Genomic DNA, 18,160 nt, shown 5'->3' with positions numbered 1-18,160 from the left:
ATGACCATCAACGCTCCCGTTCAGACGGAGTACGCCGAGATTCTGACGCCCGAGGCGCTGGCCTTCGTGGCGGACCTGCACCGGCGCTTCGATGGCCGCCGCCGCGAACTGCTGGCAGCCCGCGAGGAGCGGCAATCCAGGCTGGACGCGGGCGAGCTGCCCGACTTCCTGCCCGGGACGGCGGATATCCGCGCGGGCGACTGGAAGATCAGCCCGTTGCCCGCCGACCTTCAGGACCGCCGGGTGGAGATCACCGGGCCGGTGGACCGCAAGATGATCATCAACGCCCTGAACAGCGGCGCGCGCATGTTCATGGCCGACTTCGAGGACGCCAGCAGCCCCACCTGGGAAAACGTGGTGGACGGGCAACTCAACCTGTGCGACGCGGTGCGCGGCACCATCTCGCTGGACCAGGGAGGCAAGATCTACCGCCTGCAAGACAAGCCCGCCATGCTGCTGGTGCGGCCGCGCGGCCTGCATCTGCCGGAAAAGCACGTGACGGTGGACGGCGAGACGATGAGTGGTCCCCTGTTCGACTTCGGCCTGTACGCCTTCCACAACATGCAGGAGAGGCTCAGGCGCGGTACCGGGACCTACTTCTACATTCCCAAGCTCGAAAGCCACCTCGAAGCCCGCTGGTGGAACGATGTCTTCACGTACACTGAAGACACGCTGGGCGCGGCGCGCGGCACCATCCGCGCCACGGTCCTGATCGAGACGATTCTGGCCGCCTTCGAGATGGACGAGATTCTCTACGAGCTGCGCGAACACTCGGCGGGCCTGAACAGCGGGCGCTGGGACTACATCTTTTCCTACATCAAGAAGTTCAGGAACCGGGGTGACAGGGTTCTGCCCGACCGCGCCCAGGTCACGATGGCGACACCGATGATGGCGAACTACTCCAAGCTGGCCGTCAAGACCTGCCACAGGCGCGGCGCCCCCGCCATCGGCGGCATGAGCGCCTTTATCCCCGTCAAGAACGACCCGGCGGCCAACGAACGCGCCTTCGAGCAGGTCCGCGCCGACAAGGAGCGCGAGGCGACCAACGGCCACGACGGCACCTGGGTCGCGCACCCCGGCATGGTGCAGCTGGCGACCGAGGTCTTCGACCGGCTGATGCCTGCGCCCAACCAGATCGATTCGGACAAGCAGGCGGACCTGAAGGTGACGGCGCAGGACCTGCTGACTCCGCCCGAGGGCACCATCACCGAAGGCGGCGTGCGCATGAACATCAGTGTGGGCATCCAGTACCTCGCCGCCTGGCTCCAGGGCCGGGGCGCGGTGCCGATCCACAACCTGATGGAGGACGCCGCCACCGCCGAGATCAGCCGCGCCCAGCTGTGGCAGTGGCTGCACCAGGGCGTGAAACTGGAGGACGGCCGCACGCTCACGCCCGAGCTGCTGGACAGCCTCTTTCAGGAGGAACTGGACAAGCTCGGTCCCGACTACGCCGAGGCGGGCCAGCTGTTCAAAGAAGTCTCCACCCGCTCGCCGCTGGCCGAGTTCCTGACGCTGCCCGCCTACCGGCAGCTCGCTTGAAGTCGGTTCCGGCGGGAACAATACCCGGCGCGCAGACGCTCTACCTTGTCCGGGGAACCCTATGACCACGACCACACGGCAAAAACCAGGCCGCTCCCGCAGCGGCGAAACCGGCAGCGTCCGCACCCTGGAACGCGGGCTGCTGGTCCTGCTCGCCCTCAAGGAACTGCGCCGCGCGCCGCTGAGCCAGATTGCCCGGCAGGTGGGCCTGTCGGTCAGCACCACCTACCGCCTGCTCGAAACCCTGCGGCAACAGGGCTTTGTCGAGTGGGAGGAGCAGACTGGGATGTTCAGCGTGGGCCTGCGGGCCTATCAGGTGGGGCTGGCCTTCGCCGAGCGCAGCAACCTGATCGGGGCGGCCCATCCCGAGATGGAAGCCCTGGTGGCCGAGCTGAACGAGACGGTGAATCTGGCGGTCCTGTACGACACCGAAGCGGTCTACGTGCATCAGGTGGAGGGCCGGCAACTGGTGCGGATGTTCACACATCTGGGGGCCAGCGCGCCGCTGCACTGCTCGGGCGTCGGCAAGGTGCTGCTGGCCTGGCGGCCCGAGCAGGACACCCGCCAGAAGCTGGGCGACGGCCCCTATCCGGCCTATACGCCGCACTCCATCACCACCCTGCCCGCGCTGATGGCCGAGCTGGGGCGCGTGCGCGAGCAGGGCTACAGCCTCGACGACGAGGAACGTGAACTGGGCGTGCGCTGCGTGGCCGTGCCCGTGCGCGACCAGACCGGGCAGGTCGTGGCCTCGCTGAGCATCTCCGCGCCCACTTCCCGCTTCAGCAGCGATCAGATTCCGGAAGTGGCGGAGCGCATGAACCGTGCGGCGGCCCAAGTGTCCGGGCGGCTGGGCTGGGAATAGCTGGGCAGAGCTGGACCGGAAAGAGCAGACCGGCGGGAGGCGGGGCGGGGGAGAACCTCGCCCCGCTTCCTTGCTGCCTTCTGTCTGTCACGCCCCCGTCCTCTGCTGCCGAACGCCCGCCGGTGTGGCGGCGCTTTCTGCTACCATTCGCGCAAGCACAGTCCAGATTCCCCTTGCTGCCCGCCCTTTGCGGGGCGATTCCTGTGGAGGTTCACCCATGAAAAGGCCCACCCGACTGCTCCTGACTGCCCTGCTCGCCTCCTCCTCGCTGGCGCTCGCGGACGTGCGGGTGGGCGTGATCGTCTCCTCGACCGGTCCGGCCGCCAGCCTGGGCATTCCCGAGAAGAACACGGTCGCGCTTCTGCCCCAGACCATCGGCGGGCAGAAGATCGTGTACACCATTCTGGACGACGCCTCCGACACGACCGCCGCCGTGACCGCCGCCCGCAAGCTGATTCAGGACAATAAGGTGGATCTGATCGTCGGGACCACCACCACACCGGCCTCGCTCGCCATGATCGACGTGGTGTCCGAAGCCAAGGTGCCCATGATCAGCCTCGCGGCGTCGGAGGCGATCATCAAGCCGGTGGACGCGCGCCGCAGCTGGGTATTCAAGACCCCGCAGACCGACGCGCTGATGGCCGCCGCCATCGCCCAGCACATGCAGCAGAACAAGATCAAGACGGTCGGCTACATCGGCTTCAACGACGCCTACGGCGAGGGGTGGCTGGCGGAACTCCAGAAGAACGCGGCGGCGCGCGGCATCAAGGTGGTGGCCGTCGAGAAGTATGGCCGCAGCGATACCAGCGTGACCGGCCAGATTCTCAAGGTGATGGCGGCCAAGCCCGACGCCGTGCTGATCGGCGCGTCGGGCGTGCCCGCCGTGCTGCCGCAGAGGACGCTGGGCGACCGCGGGTATACCGGCAAGATCTACCAGACGCACGGGGTCGCCAACGCCGACTTCCTGCGGGTGGGCGGCAAGGACGTGGAAGGCGCGATCCTGCCCGCCGGGCCGGTGCTGGTGGCCGATCAGCTGCCCGACACCAACCCCAGCAAGAAGGTCGGCCTGGCCTACGTGAACCGCTACGAGGACCGGTACGGCAAGGACTCCGTGAGCACCTTCGGCGCCCATATGTGGGACGCGGGATTGATCATGCAGAAGGCCATTCCGGCCGCGCTGAAAAAGGCCAAACCCGGCACGCCCGAGTTTCGCGCCGCCCTGCGTGACGCCCTGGAAGGCACCCGGAACGTGATCGGCGCCCACGGCATCTTCAACTTCAGCCCCCAGGACCACCTGGGCCTGGATGCCCGCAGCCGCGTGATGGTGCAGGTCGTGAACGGCACCTGGAAACTGATCAAGTAAGCAGGCAGGACGGATGCCGACGGAATCCTGTCCAGCACCGGGGTGCTGTCCGGGAACCCGGCGAAATCCGTGGCAGAGGGGCCGGGCGAGGGTGGCCTGGCCCCCGCTTATGGAAAGGAGGGCGGGGCGTTGACAGAGTGGGGAAGCGGCTGGCAGGACGCCTTGCGGGAGCGGCTGGGCGACCGGGTGAGCGTGGCGAGCGGCGACCGGAACGCCCACGCGCACGACGAGGGCACGCCGTATACCTGCATCCCGGCGGCGGTGGTGTTCGCCCAGTCCGAAGCGGATGTGCTCGCCACGCTCGCTGTGGCGCGGGAATACGGCGTGCCCGTCACCCCCTGGGGCGCGGGCACCAGCCTGGAAGGGGCCGCCCTGCCCATGCCGGGGGCCGTGTCTCTCGATCTGAGTGGCCTGGACGCCGTTGGAGAGGTGGACCCGGTCGGCTTGACCGTGACGGTCGGAACGGGCGTGCGGCGGACAGCGCTGAACCGCCGGTTGCGACCGCACGGCCTGTTCTTTCCGGTCGATCCGGGCGCAGATGCCTCGTTCGGCGGCATGGCGGCCACCAATGCCAGCGGCACGACCACCGTGCGCTACGGCGGCATGCGCGAGAACGTGGCGGCCCTGCGCGTGGCCCTGCTGGACGGGCGGGTGCTGACGCTGGGCAGCGCCGCCCGCAAGAGCAGCAGCGGCTATGCGCTGAAGCACCTCTTTCTGGGGTCGGAGGGCACGCTGGGCGTCATCACCTCGTTGACGTTGCGGCTGCATCCACTGCCGCCCGTCACAGCCAGCGTGCAGCTCGCCTTCCCGGAGGTGGCTGCCGCCGTCCTCGCCAGCGTGACCGTGCGCGGTCTGGGCGTGCTGCCCGAGCGGCTGGAGTTCGTGGACGCCGCGACGATCCGCGCCGTGAACCGTCACCGTGACCGCCATGACCCCGAAGCCCCGACCCTCTGGGTGGAGGTCGCGGGGCGGGACGGGGCCGACGTGACCGCGCAACTCGCGCTGCTGCGGGAGGCGGCGGAACTGCACGGCGGCCAGGTGGTGGGCGAGGCCCGCGCCCCCGAGGCTCAGTCCGCGCTGTGGGCTGCCCGGCACGCCGTCTACGACGCGCTGCGCGCCGCCTGGCCCGGCCACGGCACCCGTATCGGGGACGTGTGCGTGCCTCTGCCCGCGCTGGCGGATACGGCGGCCCTCGCGCTGCGGCTGCTGGACGGGCACGGCCTGACCGCACCGCTGGTCGGGCACATCGGGGACGGGAATCTGCACCTCTTGATGCACGCCCCGCCCGATGACGCGGAAGCCTGGGCGCGGATCGACCACGTGCTGCACGACCTCGCGGCCCACGCTGTCGCGGTCGGCGGCACCTGCACGGGCGAACACGGCGTGGGCCTGCGCAAGCGCGCCTACCTGCGCGCCGAGCACGGGGACGCCCTGGACGTGATGCGGGACGTGAAGGCCCTATTCGACCCCCTCGACCTGCTCAATCCCGGCAAGGTGGTCGGTGACCCCGACACGCTGCCGCCCTGGAGGAATGATGTTCCAGCCCGACCGTGAGGCGATGCCCCTCCCCCAGCTCCGCGCCCTGCAACTCGCGCAACTTCAGGCGATGGTGGCCCGGCAATATGAACAGGTGCCCGCCTACCGTGCCAAGTTCGCGGCAGCGGGCGTCACGCCGGATGACCTCCGCACGCTGGAAGACCTGGCCCGCTTTCCGCTGACGCGCAAGAGTGACTTGCGCGACGCCTACCCGCTGGGCCTGACCGCCGTGCCCCGCGAGCAGCTTCGCCGGCTGCACGCCAGCAGCGGCACCACCGGCAAACCGACCGTCGTCGCCTACGACGAGAACGACCTGAACGTGTTCGCGGAGGTGGTCGCCCGCAGCCTGTACGCGGCGGGCGCGCGGCCCGGCATGACCTTTCACAATGCCTACGGGTACGGCCTCTTTACCGGGGGGCTGGGCCTGCACGGCGGAGCCGAACGCCTGGGCCTCTGCACCGTGCCGGTATCGGGCGGCGGCACCGAGCGTCAGGTGCAACTCCTGCTCGACCTTCAGCCCGAGGTGATCGCCTGCACGCCCAGCTACGCGCTGGTGCTGGCGGGCGAACTGGCCCGGCGTGGCCTCGGCCCGGACGATCTGGCGCTGCGCTTCGCCGTGCTGGGGGCCGAACCCTGGACCGACAAGACCCGGCAGGAGGTGGAAGCCCGGCTGGGCGTGACCGCCACCAACATCTACGGCCTGTCGGAAATCATCGGCCCCGGCGTCAGCAACGAGGACGCCGCCGAGCAGCGGGGCAGTTACCTCTGGGAAGACCACTTCTACCCCGCGATCGTGCATCCCGAGACGGGCGAGGTGCTGCCTGACGGCGAGTACGGCGTGCTGGTCCTGAGTTCCATGACCCGCACCGCCCTGCCCGTGCTGCGCTACTGGACGGGCGACATCACCCGGCTGATTCCCGAACAGAACAGCACCGGGCGGACCTTCCGGCGGATGGACCAGCTGCGCGGGCGCGCCGACGACCTGATCATCCTGCGCGGCGTGAACGTATACCCGACGCAGCTGGAGGCCGTGCTGGTGGGGATGGGGCAGGTCAGCCCGCATTACCACGTGGTCCTGACCCGCACCGGCACCCGCGACGACCTCACGCTGCGGGTGGAGACCCAGACGGAAAGCGCGGCCCTGCGCGCCGAGATCGAGCGGCTGGTGAAGGTGCAGGTCGGCGTGACCATCACCTGTGACCTGTGCGTGCCCGGCAGCCTGCCCCGCAGCGAGGGCGGCAAGCTGAAGCGGGTCACGGACCTGCGCGCGCCGGAGTGAGGTTCAGGCGGCCCGTGTCCGCCGCAAAAACCGCGTGAGGAGCAGCGCCGCCGCCGTGACCAGCCCCGCCGTCAGCCCGAACCACAGCCCACGCGGCCCCACGCCCAGCCCGAAGGCCAGCAGCGTCCCGACGCCCAGGCCCACGCCCCAGTACGCCGTCAGCGAGATCAGCAGCGGCCAGCGGGTGTCGTGCAGGCCGCGCAGCGCCGCATTCGCCGTGACCTGCACGCCGTCCACGGTCTGGAACAGGGCGGCGATCGCCAGCAGCGAGGTCGCCGTGCCGACCAGGGCGAGATTCTCCGGGTTCTGCACGTTCACGAAGATGCCCAGCACCGTGCGCGGCGCGAGCAGTTCCAGGCCCGCGAAGGCCAGCATCACGCCCGCCGCGACGGCTATTCCGGTCAGGCCCGCGCGGCGTGCGCCGGCCCGGTCCCCGGCCCCGGCCGCGTGGGCCACCCGGATGCCGGTGGCGGTCGCCAGGCCCAGCGGAATCATGAACACCGCCGTGATGACCTGAAGCGCGACGTTGTGCGCGGCGAGGGCTTCCGTGCCGAAGCGGGCCATCAGCAGGGCCGTCACGCTGAACATGCCGCCTTCTGCCCCCAGGGTCAGGCCGATGGGCCAGCCCAGGCGCAGCAGGGCACCGACCTCGGCCCGGACGGGGCCGAGCTGCGGAACGCGGGGTGCGCGGCGCAGCGCCACCGGCAGCAGCGTGAGGGCCGTGCCCCAGGCGGTCAGGGCGCTCGCCGCCGCCGCTCCCGCCAGCCCCAGCGCGGGTAGCGGCCCCCACCCGAAGGCCAGCGCCGGGCTGAGCAGCGACACCAGCGCCACCCCAGCCAGCGCCACCGCCGTGACGGTGCGGGGCCGCCCGGTTCCTTCCAGCGAGCCGCGCAGCGCCGTGAAGGCCAGCATCGGCGGCAGGCTCAGGGCGTAGATACGCAGGTAAGTCGCGGCCAGGTCGGCACGAATGCCTTCCGGGGCCAGGGTCGGTAGCCGCGCCGCCACCCCCCACATCAGCGGCAGGGCCAGGGCCGACAGCCCCAGGGCCAGCCACAGCCCGCCGCGCAGTGCCCGTGCCACCCCCGCCGCGTCCCCCGCGCCGTGGGCCTGTGCGGCGCGGGGCGCGACCGAGAGCATCATGCCCAGCAGCACCATGAACAGCAGGGAATAGGCCGCGTTCGCGTAGGCCGCCGCTGCCAGCTCCGCCGCGCCCAGCCGCCCGATCACCGCCGTCCCGATCAGGGTCAGCGCGTTCGAGGCGAACTGGGACACGATCACCGGCCCCGCCAGCCGGACGAGGGCGGCCAGCTCTCCACGTGGCGGGGCGTGGGCAAGAGAGGGCGCGGGGTCGGTGGTCACGCCCCAAGTGTAAGCTGGGCAGGTCCGGAGGAGGCACGCAGATGTCTGCCTGCACTCAGCCTGCCGCTTCCCCCTCCGCCAGCGCGTCCAGGTCCAGCGGTTCCACGTCGCCCCCGGTAAAGCGCTTGGTCAGCCAGCGGTCGAAGCGGGCCAGACCCTCCGCCTGCCGCGCGTAGGCGTCCTGGAGCAGCCGCAGCCGGGCGTGGATGACGCGCAACCGCTCGTCCGAGAGGGGAATGTCGGCGCGCGTCCAGTCGCGGCGGTAGGTGCCGTCGAGCGTATGGGTGGCGCGGCGTAGCGTGACCATGTCGCGCGCCTCGTCCAGCGGCACGCCCAGGGCACGCAGGTCCATCACGTCCCGCAGCAGCCGCAGCGCATAGGGACCGTACAGCGCGCGGCCCGACGCCGTGACCTGATCCGGCGTCAGCAGGCCGAGGTCGGCATAGTGCATCACGGTGCGCCGCGTCACACCCGCCTCCCGCGCCAGTTCGGCGGTCGTGTAGAAGGTGACGGCCTGCCCCGGGGTGGACGGGGCGGTCAAGGCGTGACCACCACCTTCCCCGTCACGCGGCGCTCCAGCAGCGCGCGCAGGGCTTCCGGCGTACGCTCCAGCGGATAGCGTTCGCTGACCAGCGGCCTGAGGGTGCCGTCCGCCACCCAGCCGAGCAGCCGCGCCATGTTGCGGGCGTTGCCGCGCGGGTCACGCCGGGCGAACTCGCCCCAGAACACGCCCACCAGCGAGGCCCCCTTCAGCAGCGGCAGATTCAGCGGCAGCCTCGGAATCTCCCCGCCCGTGAAGCCCACCACCAGATACCGCCCGCCCCAGCCGATGGAGCGGAAAGCGGGTTCGGCCAGCGCGCCGCCCACCGGGTCAAAAATCACATCCGGCCCCTGGCCGCCCGTGAGGGCCTTCAGCCGTTCCCGCAGGTCCTCCGCCCCGTAGTTCAGCGTCTCGTCCGCCCCGTGTTCGCGGCAGAGGTCCAGCTTCTCCCCCGTACTCGCCGCCGCGATCACCCGCGCGCCCAGCGCCTTGCCGATCATCACCGCCGCCAGGCCCACGCCGCCCGCCGCGCCCAGCACCAGCAGCGTCTCGCCCTCCCGGAGCTGCGCCCGGTCCACCAGCGCGTGCATCGAGGTGCCGTAGGCCAGCGGCAGGCCCGCCGCCACGTCCAGATCCAGGCCGTCCGGCAGCGGCATCACCACGGCGGCGGGGGCGAGGAGCTTTTCGGCAAAGGCCCCGGTTCCGGTAAAGGCCACCGCGCGCTGGCCGGGCCGCAGATGCGTGACGCCCTCGCCCACCGCCGAGACGACCCCGGCCGCCTCCGCCCCGGGCGTGAAGGGCAGGGGTGGCCTGACCTGATACTGGCCCATCACCATCAGCGCGTCGGGGTAGTTCACGCCCGCCGCCTGCACGTCCAGCACCACCTCGCCGGGACCGGGTGTGGGGTCGGGGACGGTCTGGACGGTGAGGGCTTCGGGTTCGGCAAAGGCGGTGCAGATCAGGGCGCGCATGGAAAAACCTCCAGGGGGCAGGGGAGAGGAAGGTGGACTGAGGCCCTCATCTTAACGCCCACGTTCAAAGTTGACGTGCGCGGACACTCTGGATAGGCTCACGGGACAGCCCCGCCCACGCCCTGTCCCACCGGAGGAAGAATGGTTCACGCCCACGAGTTGCTCCCGTTCATCCTGGCCGTCCTTGCCCTGTTCGTCATTCCCGGCCCCGCCGTGCTGCTGATTCTCACGCAGAGCCTCGGCCGGGGGCGGGCGGCGGGCGTGGCCACGGCGGCGGGGCTGGCGCTGGGGGACGCCGTTCACGCCGCTGCGGCGGCCCTTGGCCTGACCGCGCTGCTGGCGTCCTCGGCCACTTTGTTCGGGGCCGTCAAGTGGCTGGGCGTGCTGTACCTGCTGTTTCTCGCGGTGCAGGCGTGGCGGGACCGGACACCGTTGGTGCTGCCTGACGGTTCAGCCACACCGCAGGGCAGTCGCCACCCTGCCCGGCAGGTGAGCAGGGCGGCCCTGACCGAAATTCTGAACCCCAAGACCGCCCTCTTTTTCCTGTCGTTTCTGCCGCAGTTCGTCCGCCCGGAGAGGAGCGCGGTGCTGCCCCAGATGCTGATCCTGGGGGGCGTGTTCGTGCTGCTGAGCCTGGTCTATTGCGCGGCGCTGGCGCTGCTGTCGGGCCGACTTTCCGGCTGGCTGCGCTCGCGTCCCGCCGTGTTGCGCTGGCAGGGCAAAGTCGTGGCCGGGGTCTATGTCGCCCTCGGCCTGCGCTTGGCCCTGCAAGGGCGCGACTGATTTCCCCCGCCCTTCTTTCTGTTGAGGAGACTCCCTGTATGGCCCCCTTCCTGTCCCGCCGTGACCTGCAATTCCAGCTCTACGAGGTGCTGGACACCGCCTCCCTGCCCTCGCGCCCCCGTTTTGCCGAGCATTCGCGCGAGGTCTACGACGACGTGCTGAACCTCGCCTACAACGTGGCCGACCGGTATTTCGCCAACCACGCGCGCGAGGCCGACCTGAACGAGCCGCACGTGGAGGGCGGCAAAGTGAAGCTGGTGCCCGCCGCCGCCGAGGCCATGAAGGCCTTCCGCGAGGCGGGCTTTTTCAGCGCCCACGCCGACGAGGAGCTGGGCGGCCTGCAACTGCCCAACGTGGTGGCGCAGGCGATGCACGCCCACTTCAAGGCCGCGAACATCGGGACCAGCAGTTACCCTTTCCTGACCATTGGAAATGCGAACCTGCAACGGGCTTTCGCCTCGCCCGAGCAGCAGCAGAAGTACATGCTCCCCCTGCTGGAAGGCCGCTGGTTCGGCACGATGGCCCTCTCGGAGCCGCACGCGGGGTCGGGTCTGGCCGACATCACGACGACCGCCACGCCGCGCGAAGACGGCACCTATGCCATCACCGGCACCAAGATGTGGATTTCGGCGGGCGAACACGAGCTGTCGGAAAACATCATTCACCTCGTCCTGGCGCGCATCAAGGGCGCTCCCGCGGGCGTGAAGGGCATTTCCCTCTTCATCGTGCCCAGATACCGCGTCAATGAGGACGGCAGCATCGGCCAGGGCGCTGAAAAACAGTCGAATAACGTCGTTCTGGCGGGCCTCAACCACAAGATGGGCTACCGGGGCACCACCAACACGCTGCTCAACTTCGGCGAGGGCGGTGAGACGGTCGGTGAGCTGATTGGCGAGCCGGGGCGCGGCCTCCAGTACATGTTCCACATGATGAACGGGGCGCGCATCGGCGTCGGCATGGGCGCGGTGATGCTGGGCTATGCGGGCTACCTCGCCAGCCTGGAGTATGCCCGCGAGCGGCGGCAGGGACGGCACGCGGGCAACAAGGACCCGCAGAGCGAACCCGTCCGCATCATCGAGCACGCCGACGTGCGCCGCCTGCTCCTGCGGCAGAAAAGTATCGTCGAAGGCGGCCTCGCGCTGGGCCTGTACGCCGCCCACCTCGAAGACGAACTGGACACCGGCCCGGAGGAGGCCCGCGAGGACACGGCGCTGCTGCTGGACCTGCTCACGCCCATCGTGAAGAGCTGGCCCAGCAAGTACAGCCAGGAGGCGCTGAGCGACGCGATTCAGGTCATGGGCGGGGCCGGATACACCCGCGACGCCCCCGTCGAGATGTACTACCGCGACAACCGCCTGAACCCCATCCACGAGGGCACCGAGGGCATCCAGGGCAACGACCTGCTGGGCCGCAAGGTGACTCAGGCGGGCGGGCGCGGCCTGAACGTGCTGCTCGGGCGTATCCAGGCCGACCTGAAGGCATCGCAGGGGCTGGAAGGTCTGGACGAGATTCGCGCGGCCCTGCAAACCGCCGTCGCCCAGAGCAGCGCCGCCCTGCAAACCATCCTCGGTCAGGCCCCCGACCTCGGCCCCGATCTCTTCCTCGCCAACGCGAACAGCGCGCTGGAGATGCTGGGGCATACGGTCATCGGCTGGATGTGGCTGCGGCAGGCGGCGGCAGCGGCCCACCAGCTCCCCACGGCGCGCGGCGACGACGCCGACTTCTATCGGGGCAAGCTCCAGGCCGCCCGCTTCTTCGCTGCCCACGAACTGCCGAAGGTGAAGGCCTATGCGGACCTGCTGGCGAGCGCGGACCGGACGACGTTCGAGATGCAGGACACGTGGTTCTGAAGGGGGTAGACCCGTGGCCTTGACGAACCGGAAGAAAGTGAGGGGCTGGAAAACGCAGATTCGGCGGGTGGAACGCTGGCGAGAACGTCATCTGACACCGGACTGGACGCACTTCGGCCGGTTCGACTTCGACTACGTCAAGATTCAGATCGACCCCTGGAACCGCCTGGTCCGCCGTCAGCCCCCACTCTGGCTGGGGCGACAGATGATTCACGGATTGCTGAATATTTACGATGCCTGGGCCGAGGCCGCTCCTGACGCGCCTTACTTGCGAATCTGGCTGGCGTGGCCGTTTCTCATGGATTCACAGGTGGTGATGGCGGGAGAGTCACAGGCTGGCCGGTATGGGGGCATGTTCAGGTCTGTTTCTGAACTCGGTTGGGCCAGCACGCGGGGTTTTCCGCCGCAGTTCGGTGCTCTGCTTCTCGAAAGGCTGCGGGCGTACCAGTGGCAGGAATGCCTGAACGAATACGAGGTCGACGCGGAAGACGTCTCTCCCCGGTGGCTCGCCAAACGCCCTCACAGCACCCTGATTCCTGAAGGTGGACGCCCCGTCACATGGGTGGAGCAGGGGCGTATCTGGGTCGGGCAGCGCCGGTTGACTGGGGGTGTATAGGATGGAAACAGTCTGCCTCTCCTCTTGCAAACTTGCTTACACCGAAGTTTCTCCGGCGCGTCCCCGCGCGAACGTGCTGTTTCTCGCCTGGCTGGGTGGCTCGCGGCTGGGGTGGCAGCCGGTGGTGGAGGCGGTGGGGGACGAATACCGCGCCCTCGCCCCCGACCACCGCGACACCGGGGATTCGGAAGCGTTCGCAGCCCCCTATGTGCTGGCCGACCTCGCGGACGACGCCGCCGAGTTTCTGCGGGCGGTGGATGCCGCGCCCGCCTTCATCGTCGGCCTGAGCATGGGCGGAATGGTCGCGCAGCACCTCGCGCTGCGGCACCCCGAGTTGGTGCGGGGGCTGGTGCTGGTGTCCACCACGCCGGGCGGGGCGGAGTCCACTCCCGCCACCGAGCGGGGCCGCGCGGCGCTCTTCCTGCCCGCCGACATGGAGGCGCAGGAACGGGCGCGGCAGGCCCTCACGCTGATGACGCACGAGGGGTTCACCCAGGCCCATCCCGAAGCTCTGGCCCGGGCTGCCGCGAACGCCGCCCGTCACCCCATGAGCGCCGAGAGTTTCAAGCGGCAGTTCCGGGCCATCCGGGCGCATGACGTGGCGGCCGACCTCGCCCGCATCACCGCGCCGACCCTGGTGCTGCACGGCGAGGGGGACGACCTGATTCCCCTGCCGAACGCCGGGCGGCTCTCGGCGGGCATTCCGGGGGCCGCGCTGCGGGTCTACCCCGGCACCGGGCATATGCCGCACCTCGAACGTCCGGCCGAGTTTCTGCGCGACCTGCGCGGCTTTCTGGACGCGCAGGCCTGATGCCCGCGTCGTCCCGAGTGTCCCCAAACGTTCAGAATTGACGCGCACGTACATTTCTCCTTATGGTGGTGTCGAAAGTACAACCCAACTGGAGGCTTACTGATGGCACTCAAGGAACTCTTCGACCTGACCGGCAAAGTCGCCCTCATCACCGGAGGCTCGCGCGGCCTCGGCCTGCAAATCGCGGAGGGCCTGGGCGAGTACGGCGCGACCGTCGTCCTGACCGCCCGCAAACAGAACGAGCTGGACGAGGCCAGAGCACACCTGGAGAGCCTGGGCATCACCGCGCACGTCTACGCGCACGACCTCTCGCAGTTCGAGACGATTGAGCCGCTGGTGGAGCGTATCCATGAGGAGGTCGGCCCGATTCATGTCCTGGTGAACAATGCCGGGGCCACCTGGGGCGCGCCCGCCGAGGACTACCCCCTGGAGGCCTGGCTGAAGGTGATGAACCTCAATGTGAACGGCATGTTCCTGCTGACGCAGGCGGTCGGCAAGCGCTGCATGATTCCCGCCGGGTCGGGCCGCATCATCAACGTCGCCTCCGTCGCGGGTCTCAAGGGCAACAATCCCCGTATGGCGGGAACCCTGGCCTACAACACCTCCAAGGGCGCGGACGTGAACTTTACCCGCGCGCTCGCCTCCGAGTGGGCCAAGTACGGCATCACCGTCAACTCCATCTGCCCCGGCTACTTTCCCACCAAGATGACGAAGGGGACCCTGGCCTACGGTGAGGAACTGATCGTGGCCGCCACGCCGCTGGGCCGTCTGGGCGGCCCCGAAGACCTCAAGGGCCTCGCGCTGCTGCTCGCCAGCGACGCCAGCGCCTACATGACCGGGCAGAACATCGCGGTGGACGGCGGCATCACGGCGATTTGAGAGCGGTCAGCTTTGAGCCGTCCGCCTTCCCCGACGGCTCGAAGCTCACTCCCCGAAAGGAGCAGCATGACCCTGACTTCCCTCCCTGACCTCCGCGCCCGCGTGGGCGAAGAAATCGCCCTGTCCGGCTGGGTGACGGTCACGCAGGAGATGGTGCAGCAGTTCGCGGACGCCACCGGCGACTGGCAGTTCATCCACGTGGACCCGGAGCGGGCTGCCCAGACGCCCTTCGGCGGCCCCATCGCGCACGGCTTCCTGACACTTTCGCTGCTGGCGGGACACTTCCTGACGGCGGGCGGCGCTCCCCGGCTCGAAGGTGCGCGCATGGTGGTGAACTACGGCCTGAACCGCGTGCGCTTCATCGCCCCCGTGCCGGTCGGAAGTCGCCTGCGAAACCGTGCCGTGCTGCTGGGCGTCGAGGATGGCCCCGGCCACGCGCAACTGACCGTGGGCAACACCATCGAACTGGAGGGGGCACAGAAGCCCGCCGCGACCGCCGAAACGGTGATGCGGGTGTACCTGTGACCGCGCTGGACGGGGCCGAGGCGGTGGCCTTCGCGCAGAGCGTGCTGGATTCGCAGCCCTTCAGCGTCCTCGTCGGCGCGAAAGTGGAGGCGATGTCGCCGGCAGGCGTGGTGGTCCGCGTGCCTTTCCGCCGGGACCTCACGCAGCACCACGGCTTCGCACATGGAGGCGTGCAGGCGGCGCTGGCCGACATCGCCCTCACCTTCATGGGGGCGGCGGCGCTGGGGCCGAGCGTGCTGACCAGCGAGTTCAAGATCAACTTCGTGCGGCCCGGCCTGGGCGAGGCGCTGGTCGCGCGCGGCAGCGTCATCAGCGCCGGGCGGCGGCAGGCCGTGACCCGCTGCGACATCTACGCCGTGCAGGCGGGCGAGGAAAAGCTGGTGGCGACCGCCCTGGGCACCATCGTCACGGCGGATGTGCCCCCGGCGGGCGGCGGCGCGTGAGGCCCCGCCGCCTGCTCGGCCTGTCCCTCGGCGCGGGCCTGGGCTGGCTGCTGTTCGCGCCCACGCGGGTGCGCCCGGTGGCCTGGGAAGGGCCGGGGCTGACCCCCTCACGCACGGGCGGCCCCTACGCCGACAACGGGCGGCTGAATACGGCTCAGCTTCTCGCCCCGGTGCTCGGTCTGAATGCTCCCGAATCCGTCGCCGCAGACGCCCAGGGCCGCCTCTACAGCGGCTTTGAGGGCGGCGCGGTGGTGCGCTTCGGGCCGGACGGCACCGCGCCGGAAGTCTTCGCCAACACGGGTGGCCGTCCGCTGGGCCTGCGCTTTCATCCGGACGGCAGCCTGCTGATCGCCGACGCGCTGCGCGGCCTGCTCCGCGTGGGGCCGGAAGGCTCCGTGCAGGTGCTTGCCACGGGGGCGGAGGGTATCCCCTTCCGCTTCACCGATGACCTGGACGTGGACCGGGCGGGCCGCTTCGTCTACTTCACCGATGCGTCGAGCAAGTATGGCTGGCCGCACGAACTGCTCGACCTGCTCGAACACGGCGGGCATGGGCGGGTGCTGCGCCATGACCTCCAGACCGGCGAGACGGTCGTGCTGGCACGGGACCTGAACTTTCCCAACGGCGTGACGCTCGGCCCGGAGGACGCCTTTTTGCTCGTCACCGAGACGGGAGCGGCACGGGTTCACCGCCTCTGGCTGGCGGGCGAGCGGGTGGGGACACTGGAGGTCTTCGCGGCCAACCTCCCCGGCTATCCCGACAACGTGCGCTTCGACGGCACCGGTACCTTCTGGGTGGCGCTGCCGAGCCGCCGCTCGCCGCTGCTGGACGCTGGCGCCCGTCAGCCCTGGCTGCGGCGTGTGGTGGCCCGGATAGCCGAGCGTGCCCACCTGCCGCTGCCGGAGGAGTCCATGCTCGTCGCCCTCGACCTGAATGGCCGCCCGACCGCCTTCGCGCAGGGCAGTGGCCCGGACAGCTACGGGTACATCACCCAGGTGCTGCCGGTCGGTGACGCCCTGATTCTGAGTTCACTGCACGGGCAGACCCTCGCCCGCGTGCCCGTGGCGCAGGTGTGGGATCCGGCGTGAGTGAGGCCACCGTCTACCTGCTGGAACGCGGCGACGTGCTGCTGGCGCGGCTGCCACTGCGGAGCGCTGAACCTTTCGCCATTCACTGCGACTTTCAGCCGACGGGAGCCTTCACCCCCTACCGCGCCCTCTTTGACGAGGAGGCCACCCTGACCGAGCAGCTTGTCCACGACCTCGACCCGGCCCTGCTGACCCGCGCCGAGGCGCTGCTGGAGCGCATCCTGGCGCTGGGCCTCACCGTGCGCCCGGAGCAGGGCGGCCCACCCGTGCGCGTGCTGCTGGGCATCGAGGGCGACGTGGCCTCTTTTCGCCCGCTGAGTCCCGAGGAGGACTTTCTATGACCCTGTTCGACGTTTCGCCGCGCACCCGCGACCTGCACGCCCGCCTGACGGCATTCATGGCCGAGTACATCTCCCCCAACGAGGCCGAGTTTCACCGCCAGGTGAACGAGGGGAACCGCTGGGAACACGTCCAGTTGATCGAGGACCTCAAGCCCAGGGCGCGGGAGCAGGGCCTCTGGAATCTCTTCCTGCCGCCGGCCAGCGATCCCCAGGGCAACTTCGGCCCTGGCCTCACCAATCTGGAATACGCCCCGCTGTGCGAGGTGATGGGCCGGGTGTGGTGGGCACCCGAAATCTTCAACTGCAACGCGCCGGACACCGGCAACATGGAGGTGCTGGCCCGCTACGGCACCCCCGAACAGCAGGAGCAGTGGCTCGTGCCCCTCCTGAACGGCGAGATCCGTTCCGCCTTCTCCATGACCGAGCCGGAGGTGGCGAGCAGCGACGCCACCAATATCGAGTCCAGCATTGTCCGTGACGGCGACGAGTACGTCATCAACGGGCGCAAGTGGTGGACCAGCGGGGCGGGCGACCCCCGCTGCAAGATCAGCATCTTCATGGGCAAGACCGACCCGGATGCGCCGCGTCACCTCCAGCAGTCCATGATCCTGATTCCGATGGACACGCCGGGCGCGACCATTGACCGCATGTTGACCGTTTTCGGCTACGACGACGCGCCGCACGGCCACGCCGAGATGACCTTCGAGAATGTCCGCGTGCCCGCCGCCAACATGCTGCTGGGCGAGGGCCGGGGCTTCGAGATCGCGCAGGGCCGTCTGGGACCGGGCCGCATCCACCACTGCATGCGCCTGATCGGGCAGGCCGAGCGCGCGCTGGAACTGATGGTGGAGCGCAGCGGCCAGCGGGTCGCCTTCGGTAAACCGCTCGCCGGGCACCAGCACATCCGCGAACTGATCGCGCAGAGTCGCATGGAAATCGACCAGGCCCGCCTCCTGACCCTGCAAGCCGCGCACATGATGGACACGGTGGGCAACAAGGCCGCGCGCGGGCAGATCGCCGCCATCAAGGTGGTCGCGCCGAACGTCGCCCTGCGGGTCATCGACCGTGCCATTCAGGTCTTTGGCGGTGCGGGCGTCAGCCAGGACACGCCGCTCGCCATGATGTACGCTCAGGCCCGCACCCTGCGCCTCGCCGACGGCCCCGACATCGTGCATGTCGAAACGGTGGCAAAGGAGGAATTGCGGCGCCGGGGCGTGGACGTGCGGGTGAAGCGGGCGTGAGGCGGGGGTCAGGAGGCAGCCACCATGCCTGAGCGTCTGACTGTCCTGGGCAGGTGCCGCGTTCTGCTTCTCCCCCCGGCCTGCCGCCAGATGACTTTCACACAGGCGAAAGCCAGGCTCTTTAACGAGAAGC

18 protein-coding genes are annotated in these 18,160 nt (G+C 69.6%); 15 read left to right on the top strand and 3 right to left on the bottom strand.

All coding sequences use genetic code 11. The annotated features are described in order from the left end of the window. The 5 genes from aceB to paaK all read left to right on the top strand — a co-directional run bounded on the left by aceB (window position 1) and on the right by paaK (window position 6,579). Window positions 1-1,539, top strand: a complete 1,539-nt coding sequence (gene aceB, locus DEIPH_RS03600; RefSeq protein WP_034354233.1) for a malate synthase A — start codon at window positions 1-3, stop codon at window positions 1,537-1,539. A gap of 61 nt (window positions 1,540-1,600) precedes the next feature. Beyond that, window positions 1,601-2,401 (top strand): IclR family transcriptional regulator, encoded by an 801-nt coding sequence (locus DEIPH_RS03595; RefSeq protein WP_034353953.1) that lies wholly within the window; start codon window positions 1,601-1,603, stop codon window positions 2,399-2,401. A 217-nt stretch (window positions 2,402-2,618) separates the two neighbouring features. Continuing rightward, a complete protein-coding gene (locus tag DEIPH_RS03590; protein ID WP_034353949.1) occupies window positions 2,619-3,764 on the top strand; it encodes an ABC transporter substrate-binding protein in 1,146 nt (381 codons plus the stop codon). Window positions 3,765-3,893: 129 nt separating this feature from the next. Next, window positions 3,894-5,318 carry an FAD-binding oxidoreductase gene (locus DEIPH_RS03585; protein ID WP_034353946.1) on the top strand — a complete coding sequence of 475 codons (1,425 nt, stop codon included), beginning with the start codon at window positions 3,894-3,896 and terminating at the stop codon, window positions 5,316-5,318. Continuing rightward, window positions 5,299-6,579: a phenylacetate--CoA ligase PaaK gene (gene paaK / locus DEIPH_RS03580; RefSeq protein ID WP_034353944.1), complete on the top strand. Its 1,281-nt coding sequence runs from the start codon at window positions 5,299-5,301 to the stop codon at window positions 6,577-6,579. Before DEIPH_RS03585 ends, paaK begins: the two co-directional genes overlap by 20 nt. A 3-nt stretch (window positions 6,580-6,582) precedes the next feature. Here paaK and DEIPH_RS03575 read toward each other — a convergent pair whose 3' ends face one another. From DEIPH_RS03575 to DEIPH_RS03565, 3 genes are read right to left on the bottom strand one after another with little or no spacing between them, the layout of a single operon-like run. Next, entirely contained in the window at window positions 6,583-7,938 is a 1,356-nt protein-coding gene (locus DEIPH_RS03575; protein ID WP_034353940.1) for an MATE family efflux transporter, read from the bottom strand. A gap of 55 nt (window positions 7,939-7,993) precedes the next feature. Then, a complete protein-coding gene (locus tag DEIPH_RS03570) occupies window positions 7,994-8,479 on the bottom strand; it encodes a MerR family transcriptional regulator (protein WP_034353936.1) in 486 nt (161 codons plus the stop codon). Continuing rightward, entirely contained in the window at window positions 8,476-9,450 is a 975-nt protein-coding gene (locus DEIPH_RS03565; RefSeq protein ID WP_034353933.1) for an NADPH:quinone oxidoreductase family protein, read from the bottom strand. Before DEIPH_RS03565 ends, DEIPH_RS03570 begins: the two co-directional genes overlap by 4 nt. 141 nt (window positions 9,451-9,591) lie before the next feature. On the opposite strand from DEIPH_RS03565, the gene DEIPH_RS03560 reads away from it, so the two are divergent. From DEIPH_RS03560 to DEIPH_RS03515, 10 genes are all read left to right on the top strand, one after another. Then, window positions 9,592-10,233 (top strand): LysE family translocator, encoded by a 642-nt coding sequence (locus DEIPH_RS03560; protein WP_034353931.1) that lies wholly within the window; start codon window positions 9,592-9,594, stop codon window positions 10,231-10,233. Window positions 10,234-10,271: 38 nt separating this feature from the next. After that, on the top strand, window positions 10,272-12,083 hold the full coding sequence (locus tag DEIPH_RS03555; protein ID WP_034353927.1) for an acyl-CoA dehydrogenase: 1,812 nt from the start codon (window positions 10,272-10,274) through the stop codon (window positions 12,081-12,083). A 19-nt stretch (window positions 12,084-12,102) separates the two neighbouring features. Beyond that, complete coding sequence (locus DEIPH_RS03550) at window positions 12,103-12,699, top strand: hypothetical protein (RefSeq protein ID WP_152544780.1); 597 nt, start codon at window positions 12,103-12,105, stop codon at window positions 12,697-12,699. Between the two features lie 73 nt (window positions 12,700-12,772). Next, entirely contained in the window at window positions 12,773-13,510 is a 738-nt protein-coding gene (locus tag DEIPH_RS03545; protein WP_235183160.1) for an alpha/beta fold hydrolase, read from the top strand. Window positions 13,511-13,612: 102 nt separating this feature from the next. Beyond that, entirely contained in the window at window positions 13,613-14,389 is a 777-nt protein-coding gene (locus DEIPH_RS03540; RefSeq protein ID WP_034353918.1) for an SDR family oxidoreductase, read from the top strand. Between the two features lie 66 nt (window positions 14,390-14,455). Further along, window positions 14,456-14,914 carry a MaoC family dehydratase gene (locus tag DEIPH_RS03535; protein WP_034353913.1) on the top strand — a complete coding sequence of 153 codons (459 nt, stop codon included), beginning with the start codon at window positions 14,456-14,458 and terminating at the stop codon, window positions 14,912-14,914. Next, window positions 14,911-15,357 carry a PaaI family thioesterase gene (locus tag DEIPH_RS03530; RefSeq protein WP_034353909.1) on the top strand — a complete coding sequence of 149 codons (447 nt, stop codon included), beginning with the start codon at window positions 14,911-14,913 and terminating at the stop codon, window positions 15,355-15,357. The genes DEIPH_RS03535 and DEIPH_RS03530 overlap by 4 nt, the downstream gene beginning before the upstream one ends. Continuing rightward, window positions 15,354-16,445, top strand: a complete 1,092-nt coding sequence (locus DEIPH_RS03525) for an SMP-30/gluconolactonase/LRE family protein (protein WP_034353906.1) — start codon at window positions 15,354-15,356, stop codon at window positions 16,443-16,445. The genes DEIPH_RS03530 and DEIPH_RS03525 overlap by 4 nt, the downstream gene beginning before the upstream one ends. Beyond that, window positions 16,442-16,786, top strand: a complete 345-nt coding sequence (locus DEIPH_RS03520) for a hypothetical protein (RefSeq protein WP_162833989.1) — start codon at window positions 16,442-16,444, stop codon at window positions 16,784-16,786. Before DEIPH_RS03525 ends, DEIPH_RS03520 begins: the two co-directional genes overlap by 4 nt. After that, a complete protein-coding gene (locus DEIPH_RS03515) occupies window positions 16,783-18,027 on the top strand; it encodes an acyl-CoA dehydrogenase family protein (protein ID WP_034353904.1) in 1,245 nt (414 codons plus the stop codon). The genes DEIPH_RS03520 and DEIPH_RS03515 overlap by 4 nt, the downstream gene beginning before the upstream one ends. Window positions 18,028-18,160 lie beyond the last annotated feature (133 nt).

The organism is Deinococcus phoenicis, from assembly GCF_000599865.1.
Classification (GTDB): domain Bacteria; phylum Deinococcota; class Deinococci; order Deinococcales; family Deinococcaceae; genus Deinococcus; species Deinococcus phoenicis.
This window is presented reverse-complemented; position numbering and strand designations above follow the sequence as displayed.